This is a genomic window from Streptomyces sp. NPDC043746 (assembly GCF_056436485.1).
In genome coordinates this window covers 1-7,271 of sequence record NZ_JBWKCM010000059.1, presented here as the reverse complement: position 1 = coordinate 7,271, position 7,271 = coordinate 1, and the positions used below count along the sequence as shown (strand labels likewise).

The following is a 7,271-nucleotide window of genomic DNA, read 5'->3' as shown; positions in this document are numbered from 1 at the left end:
CTGCGCTGTCCACACGTCTGCCCCGCCTTCCACCCTGTAGGGTCATTCCTGGTGGAATTGTCCCCCCCCCTCCCTCCCCCCCCCCCCCCCCCCCCCGCCCAGCACCCCCCCCCCCCCCCCCCCCCCCCCCCCCCTCGACCGCTGCTACCCCCTGAGGGCTCAGCGCCCGCCGTTGTACGGACCGTAGGGCCCGTCACTGCTGGAACCGCCCCGCCGGCCGCCACCGCCCGAGACCTCCTTGAGCGCGGGCCGCACGTCGACCATGAACACGATCGACGCGACGACACCCGCGAGCTGGAGGAAGAGGAAGGGGACGAACAGGTTCACGGCGACGGACACGCCGAGAATGATCAGCCAGAAGGACTTCTTCTTCTTGTCGGCGGCACGGTAGGCGTCCTCCCGGGCGATCGCCGCGAAGACGAAGGCGACCACGGCCAGCACGAGCATCGCCAGATAGAGCAGCTGGAGGAGTGTGCCGAACCCTGAGAGCAACATGGTGTGTACCGCCTAGTGAGTGGATGAGCGCCCTGCGGCCGCGAAGGCCAAGGTACCGGGACAACGAACCGGCCACCGGTAAAGGTGCCCGCCTCGCGCCCCGGTCACGCCTCGCGGGTACGGGACATGGGTACGGGACGTCACGCTCCGCACGTACGGGGCCGGACCGCCGGGGTCACTCCCCGGCGGGCGGGGTGGTCTTCTTGGCTGCGGGCTTGCGCGGGGCGGGAGCCTTCTTGGCGGCAGGCTTCGCGGTGGCGGGCGCGGCGGGCGTCGCCTTCGGCTCGCTCCTGACCGCCGCGGCCTTGACCTCCGGCTTCGGCCCTGGCGCGGCCTTCGGCTCACGCGTGGGCTCGGCCTTCGGCGCGGCCTCCACGACGGCGGCGATCTCGACGATCTCGTCGGCCGTCTCGCCGCGCCAGGTCCGTACGGCCTGCTCGCCGTGGACGGCGACCTTCTCGTACGTCTCCCGGGCCCGGACCGCGTACTCGGCGGCGATGCCCACACTGCGCAGAGCCAGGTCCTGAGCGCTCTCGCCCAGCTTCTTCAGGTCGGCGGCGTCCAGCGCCCCGAACACCTCGGAGACCTTCGCCTGCACGGTGGCCTGCGCCTCCTTGGCCTGCGCGGCCACCTTCTCCTGCACGGCCTTGGGGTCGGTGTTCCGAACGGCCTCGAACCGCCCGGGCGCCTCGGCCCGCAGCTGCTCGATCAGCGCGGGCACCTTGAGCGCCTGCTGCACGGCGAGGTCGGCCGTACCGGCGGCGAAGTAGAGGGGGGTGCGGTCGGTGAGGGTCTTGCGCAGGTCATCGGTGATGGCCATGACTGTGGTCCTCCCGGATCATCAGAACCAGCGGCTAGCTGTGAGGGTTGTCGTCTTTTCTGGCGTCTGCCTTGAGCGTCGGTCCGGCACCGTCCGCGCCGCCCACGCCGGGACTCCCGTCGGCGCCGGGGCTCCCCTCCGTTCGGGGTCTCCCGTCCGCCTCATCCATCTCATCCGTCTCGTCCGTCGCGGGCACGAATCCGTTCTCGCGGCGGAAGGAGTCGTAGATCTGCAGCAGGACGCTCTTCTGCCGCTCGCTGATCGACGGATCGGCCAGAATCACCGCCCGCGTCTCCAGCTCCTCCCGCTCCCGCTCGTCGAGGATCCCCGCCCGTACGTAGAGGGTCTCGGCCGAGATCCGCAGCGCCTTGGCGACCTGCTGCAGCACGTCCGCACTGGGCTTGCGCAGGCCGCGCTCGATCTGGCTGAGATACGGGTTCGACACCCCGGCGGCATCGGCGAGCTGCCGCAGCGAGAGCTGCGCGGCCCGGCGCTGCTCCCGGAGGTACTCACCGAGATTGCCGACGTTGAGTGATGCCATGACGCGATAGTGCACCACGGGCGCTAACTATTGCAAGCGCATGCTTGCAAAAGTGTCACGCGCCACGCGCGCGGTGGTTGTGACTGAGCACGGTAGGTGTCGTATTTGCGCGACAGCTGTCGCCATCCAGGTCCAGGCGGAAATTGTGGGGCGGTTTCGGGCTGCGCAGCCATAGATTGGCGCTATGCCCGATTTTGCGCATGACGAGGCCACGGCCTGGCGCGCTCTCGACGTCATCGACCAGCTGCTGGCCGCCCGCGACAGGATGGCCTCCGGAGTGGGCGGCATCGGCTTCCTCCGCGAACACGAGGCAGTGGCACCAGTCGCGTGGAGCTGGTGGATGCTCATTTCGGACTCCGCCCGCGTGGTGGCGGAAGCGGCCAAGAACGGTAACGGGTTCGTCGTCGCACCCGTGATGCGGAACCTGATGACGCACGCGGTGGCGATGGCCTGGCTCGTCGACGGCGGCGACGCCGCGGTGCAGGCCGTTGACGCCTACAGCGACGACCAGCTCCTCAAGCTGATCACTAACGCGAAGCGAGCGGGGTGGGATGTCGAGGGAGATGAGGTCGAGGCAAAGGTCCGTGCCGCTGTCGACGAACGCACCGCCCACCCGGCCCCTAAGGTTGTCCGGCTGACGAACGAGATCCGCAACACCGCCGACCTGATGGCGGCATTCGGAGAGCAGGAAGGCTATCTGCCCTACCGGCACCTCAGTTCCTACTCCCACACCACACGAGAGACAGCGCAGCTGTATCTCCATCGCACACGGGCCGGCGGCTGGGAACTGCGCAACAAGCCCAGGGAGAGTGGCCTGAACGACGTCATTTGGACGGCCGTCTGCCTGATCCAGGCCGGCCGGATCCTTGACTCCATCCTCAGCGAGCAGTTGCTGGCCGAGGAGCTTGACCAGGCCACCGCGCACCTCGGTATCTCTGGGGACATCGTCCCTCGGCGTCGCCTTCGCCGGGACGCCGCCAACTGACGTGGGCGACGCCCAGCTTCGGCGAGCAAGATGCCGATCCCGTCGCCACGGCGGGATAGCGCCATCTCGGGGCACGCTTATCGACGCCGCCTCGCCAGCAGATCCTCCAGGGCGGCGCAGTCGCGACCCGGCGCAGCGGCCGCGGCAACCGCATCACCGTCCGGCTGGATCTTCGAACGTGGCAGCAGGTCCAGCCCAGCTTGGGTGTAGTCGAGCCGAAGCGGCGGCACATAATCTCGGCGATCAGGGCCAGCGTCCAGCACTGATCGAGCCAGCCAAACGCGGCCGGACCGGCCTGACCAGACTCGACCTCCAACCCCCCGTGGCCCCAGCCATTAGAGGTCTCTAGGTAGGCTCCCTCAGGCTAGAAGCCACACGACAGGGAGCTTAGATGGCAGGGTCGTTGACAGCTGCGGTGCGGAACCACTGAGCCCTTTCCAACCTCACGCTGACGCGTGGTGGAGGACGAGTACGGCCTGGATGATCGCTGTGATGCGGTTGGTGCTGCAACGGAGCTTTCGCAGGAGGCGCCAGCCCTTCAGGGTGGCCATGGCCTGCTCGCCGAGGCAGCGGATCATGGCGTGTGTGCTGTTGTGCCTGCGCTGCCACCGCTTGAGGCGACGGCCGCGAAAGGGAACTCGGACCGGACGGCCGGCACCCTGATACGCCTTGTCGGCCCAGCACTTGAGGCCGCCCTCGGCGAGCGCTTCCACGATCCCGTGGACGCGGGCGGCGGTCAGGTCGTGGGTGGAGCCGGGCAGCGCGGGCGAGGCCCAGAGCAGTCGTCCGAACGGGTCGGTGAGGACCTGGACGTTCATGCCGTGGCGTTTGTGTTTTCCGGAGTAGTACGGGGTGTCGGCGGCGATCCGGTCGATCGGCAGGAGGGTGCCGTCCAGGATCACGAACGCCTTGGTCCGGGCGACGTGCATCGCCTCGGCCAGGGTGGGCGCGAGGGCGGCCAGCACCTCGACGGCCTCGCGTATGTAGCGGTATGCGGTCGCGATGCCGATACCGAACCCGGCGGCAAGCTGGGCGTAGGTGTCACCGCACCGCAGATGGGCCAGGGCGAGGAGAGCCTGACGGCCGGCGGTCAGACGCCGCCACCGGGACCCGATCTCCCCTCGCCGGGCAACGAGCCGTCCGGTCAGGTACCGCAGGGTGCGACTGGACAGGTCGATCGACGACGGGTAGACAAGCACACGAAGCTCCTGGTGGCTACGGGCGATCTTGGTCGAGAACCCGTCTACCAGGAGCTTCGTCGTTCCGCAGATCCGTCCAACACGCGGCCAGCACCGTCAGGTTGGAAAAGGCTCACTGTCGCCGCCGTCCGATGGCTTAGCAAGCGCTGAAACCGGCCCCCTACCCATGGCGCGTGTTCCGAAACGGTATATATCGAGCCCGGGTGTCCACTGACAGAAGCCCTCCGGCCGTTCGTTGACGGCACTGCGGTCATGGGCGGAATCCGCTCTCGCACCGGGAAGGGCCGGCCGCCGTCGTCGCCCTCGCCGGACGGCTCTTGTCGGGGCTCCACCTCGACATCGAGGCGTTCACCGGCGCGGGTGCGGCTTCGCCGCGACCTGGCGGCCCAACCGTGCTGATCAGGGCGGGTGAGCGTCAACACGGCACACCCTAAGGCATCCCGGAAGGCCAAACGATACGCATTCACTCGATTACTCTGTGCGCCCATCCCCTCGGTTCAATGAGCGTTTTCAGCGTTGCCGCTCCAGGGTGAGAACGGCTTTGGCGATGACGGTCATGCGGTTGGGACTGATGCGGGATCTACGGAAGATCTGCCATGCCTTCAGCCGTGCCATGCCGCGTTCGACCGGTGACCTCGCCGCGGCCAGGGCGCGGTTGACGGTGCGCTGGGTGACGGTGAGTTCGCCGCCCGGTGGCCGTTTGAGCCCGGTGGTGACCCAGGGGCCGGCGCCCTGGTAGGCGCGGTCGGCGAGGATCGGGACGCCCTGGCGTTCGGAGATCTGGATGATGCGGTGGGTGCGGGCTGCGGTCAGGTCGTGGGTGCGGCCTGGCAGTGCGGGCGAGCTCCACAGCACCTCGCCGGCGGGGTCGGTGACGACCTGGACGTTCACGCCGTGCCGGCGGTGTTTGGCCGAGTAGTCGGCCCGGCTGTCGCCGACGCGGTCGCACTCGGCCAGGGTCCCGTCCAGCAGGACGAACTCCGGATCACGCTCCCGCAGAGTCTTGAGCAGGCCCGGCGCCCGGTCGGCGAGCAGGCCGGTCACGGCGGTGACGTATGCGTGGGCGGTGCCGACGGATATGCCGAAGCCGGACGCGATCCTGGTGAGGGTGTCGTGGTGGCGGAGGTACGCCAGAGCGACGAGCGCGCGCTGGTGCGGCGGGAGTTTGCACCGCCGGTCACCCTCACGGGTGACGATGAGCATCGTGACCCACTCGACCAGGGCATGCGGGAGGTCGAGTGCGGCAGGATAGGGAACCAACAGGGCTCCTGTGCCGATGGGTTGAGACTTCGAACACCTCCCCCAACGGCGCGGGAGCCTTGTACGTTGCGGCCCTCACCTCGACCTGACCGGCGTCACTCGATCAGTGGCCAAGCTGAAAACGCTCAATGAGCCTTTTCCAAGCTGGTGGCGTTGACCACGAGTTGGACGGTCCTGCGGAACGACGAAGCTCCTGGTAGATGGGTTCTCGACCAAGATCGCCCGTGTCCGCCAGGAGCTTCGTGTGCTTGTCTACCCGTCGTCGATCGATCTGTCCACCCGCACCCTGCGGTTCCTGACCGGGCAACTGACAGCCAGGCGGAGGGAGATCGGCACGCGGTGGCGGCGGCTTCCCGCAGCGAGACAGGCTCTGCTGGCCCTGGCCCACCCGCGGTGCGGTGACACCTACGCACAGCTCGCGGCCGGTTTCGGTATCGGGATCGCGACCGCCTTCCGCTACAGACGCGAGGCCGTCGATATCCTGGCCACCCTCGCCCCGTCCCCGGCCGAGGCGATCAAGGCGATCCGGGCGAAGGCGTTCGTCATCCTCGACGGCACCCTGCTGCCGATCGACCGGATCGCCGCCGACACCCCGTACTACTCCGGGAAACACAAACGCCACGGCATGAACGTCCAGGTCCTCACCGACCCCTTCGGACGACTGCTCTGGGCCTCGCCCGCGCTACCCGGCTCCACTCACGACCTCACCGCCGCGCGACAGCACGGGATCATCGAAGCCCTCGCTGAAGAGGGACTCAAATGCTGGGCTGACAAGGCGTATCAAGGTGCCGGCGGAACCGTCCGAGTCCCGTTTCGGGGCCGCCGTCTCAAGTGATGGAAGCGCCGTCACAACACCACCCACGCCAAGATCCGCTGCCTCGGCGAGCAGGCCATGGCCACCCTCAAGGGCTGGCGGCTCCTGCGGAAGCTCCGCTGCAGCACCAACCGCATCACCGACGTGGTGAAGGCCGTCCTCGTCCTTCACCACCACGCGTCAGCCTGAGGTTGGAAAGAGCTCACTGATCGCGGTGCTGGCCGTCGCCGACGAACGCCGACGAGAGCGCTTCTGCTCCGACGGTTGCGGCCGCGCGTGGCATCGCCTGTCTGTCGACACCCCCGAAGCCTCGGCCTGATCCCTCGCGCTTTCGCGCCTACCGGACCAGTGGCCGGAGGGGAAACATCGCGCTCAGTCTCGGCAGTTTGCGCATCGCCTCATCTTCGCATCGCACGTCCCACTGCTCGCCGCGCGGCCCTCGATTGCCGCCTACAGCGCCCTCCTCGGCTTCGACGGCTTCATAGAATGCGTCGCCGCAGTCGTCATCCGCGCGGGTGAGTAGTCCATACGCCTCCATGGCGACGTAGTCGAGAGACTCCCACTCCGGCCAGTCGTCGTTCCAGAGCTCCCGAGGGCGACCCACCAGGCACTGAACCTCTGGGGTGTCGGCCAGAGCGTCGGGATCGATCACTGCCCGCGCGAAGGCTTCCCGACCGATCCCCACCATCCACAGGCCGAAGTAGCAGAATCCGTCGTCCGAGCACCAGCCGCCGAAGATCCGCTCCGCCGCAGCCCATAGATCCCAGGTGAAGGCTTCACGCGTCACTTCGTCCAGGCGAACCTGGAACTGCACGATCTCTGTCAGCGGCCTTCGCGACAGTTCGTCACGCAACCATGCAAGCCGTTCGTCCCGGCCCTGTGCCTGCCGTCGGCACTCTTCGAGAAGCTTCCAGAAGGAATCAATGTCCACAGCGGCACTGTGCCAGGCACCTCTGACAGCGTACGGTCGGCGAACCATGTTTGAGCAGTGGATGTGACTGGTCGCGATAGATGACACCTGGTCGCCACGACTGACACCCAAAGCGCGACCGACCCCCGCCACTAGGGAGCGTATTCGGTTGTGATCAAGGTGCTGCTCGTGTGAGGTCCTTGATCCAGATCATGGAGGCGCGGAGGTGGAGGCCGGCGAGGTAGCT

The 7,271-nt window shown here is 67.8% G+C and carries 8 protein-coding genes and 2 pseudogenes; 3 read left to right on the top strand and 7 right to left on the bottom strand.

Annotation, left to right across the window (positions count from 1 at the left end; genetic code table 11):
- Positions 1–159 precede the first annotated feature (159 nt).
- The 3 genes from AC0682_RS31225 to AC0682_RS31215 all read right to left on the bottom strand — a co-directional run bounded on the left by AC0682_RS31225 (position 160) and on the right by AC0682_RS31215 (position 1,856).
- Positions 160–495, bottom strand: a complete 336-nt coding sequence (locus AC0682_RS31225) for a DUF2516 family protein (protein WP_478536589.1) — start codon at positions 493–495, stop codon at positions 160–162.
- 175 nt (positions 496–670) lie between these two features.
- Positions 671–1,315, bottom strand: a complete 645-nt coding sequence (locus AC0682_RS31220) for a hypothetical protein (protein ID WP_478536588.1) — start codon at positions 1,313–1,315, stop codon at positions 671–673.
- Between the two features lie 34 nt (positions 1,316–1,349).
- A complete protein-coding gene (locus tag AC0682_RS31215; RefSeq protein WP_478536587.1) occupies positions 1,350–1,856 on the bottom strand; it encodes a helix-turn-helix domain-containing protein in 507 nt (168 codons plus the stop codon).
- A 184-nt stretch (positions 1,857–2,040) separates the two neighbouring features.
- On the opposite strand from AC0682_RS31215, the gene AC0682_RS31210 reads away from it, so the two are divergent.
- Positions 2,041–2,841, top strand: a complete 801-nt coding sequence (locus AC0682_RS31210; protein ID WP_478536586.1) for a hypothetical protein — start codon at positions 2,041–2,043, stop codon at positions 2,839–2,841.
- Positions 2,842–3,023: 182 nt separating this feature from the next.
- Here AC0682_RS31210 and AC0682_RS31205 read toward each other — a convergent pair.
- The 3 genes and pseudogenes from AC0682_RS31205 to AC0682_RS31195 all read right to left on the bottom strand — a co-directional run.
- Positions 3,024–3,136, bottom strand: a pseudogene (locus AC0682_RS31205) (helix-turn-helix domain-containing protein); the annotation flags it as partial.
- 148 nt (positions 3,137–3,284) lie between these two features.
- A complete protein-coding gene (locus AC0682_RS31200) occupies positions 3,285–4,040 on the bottom strand; it encodes a transposase family protein (protein ID WP_478536584.1) in 756 nt (251 codons plus the stop codon).
- Between the two features lie 510 nt (positions 4,041–4,550).
- A complete protein-coding gene (locus AC0682_RS31195) occupies positions 4,551–5,300 on the bottom strand; it encodes a transposase (RefSeq protein WP_478536583.1) in 750 nt (249 codons plus the stop codon).
- A gap of 244 nt (positions 5,301–5,544) precedes the next feature.
- On the opposite strand from AC0682_RS31195, the pseudogene AC0682_RS31190 reads away from it, so the two are divergent.
- Together AC0682_RS31190 and AC0682_RS31185 are read left to right on the top strand one after the other, a co-directional pair.
- A pseudogene (locus tag AC0682_RS31190) lies at positions 5,545–6,303 on the top strand (transposase family protein).
- Between the two features lie 25 nt (positions 6,304–6,328).
- A complete protein-coding gene (locus AC0682_RS31185; protein ID WP_478536581.1) occupies positions 6,329–6,433 on the top strand; it encodes a DUF5958 family protein in 105 nt (34 codons plus the stop codon).
- Between the two features lie 18 nt (positions 6,434–6,451).
- Here AC0682_RS31185 and AC0682_RS31180 read toward each other — a convergent pair whose 3' ends face one another.
- Complete coding sequence (locus AC0682_RS31180; protein ID WP_478536579.1) at positions 6,452–7,045, bottom strand: DUF4240 domain-containing protein; 594 nt, start codon at positions 7,043–7,045, stop codon at positions 6,452–6,454.
- Positions 7,046–7,271: the final 226 nt, after the last annotated feature.

Coding starts and splice junctions, on each gene's coding strand:
- AC0682_RS31225 (WP_478536589.1), bottom strand. CDS start 495: ATGTTGCTCTCAGGGTTCGGCACACTCCTCCAGCTGCTCTATCTGGCG.
- AC0682_RS31220 (WP_478536588.1), bottom strand. CDS start 1,315: ATGGCCATCACCGATGACCTGCGCAAGACCCTCACCGACCGCACCCCC.
- AC0682_RS31215 (WP_478536587.1), bottom strand. CDS start 1,856: ATGGCATCACTCAACGTCGGCAATCTCGGTGAGTACCTCCGGGAGCAG.
- AC0682_RS31210 (WP_478536586.1), top strand. CDS start 2,041: ATGCCCGATTTTGCGCATGACGAGGCCACGGCCTGGCGCGCTCTCGAC.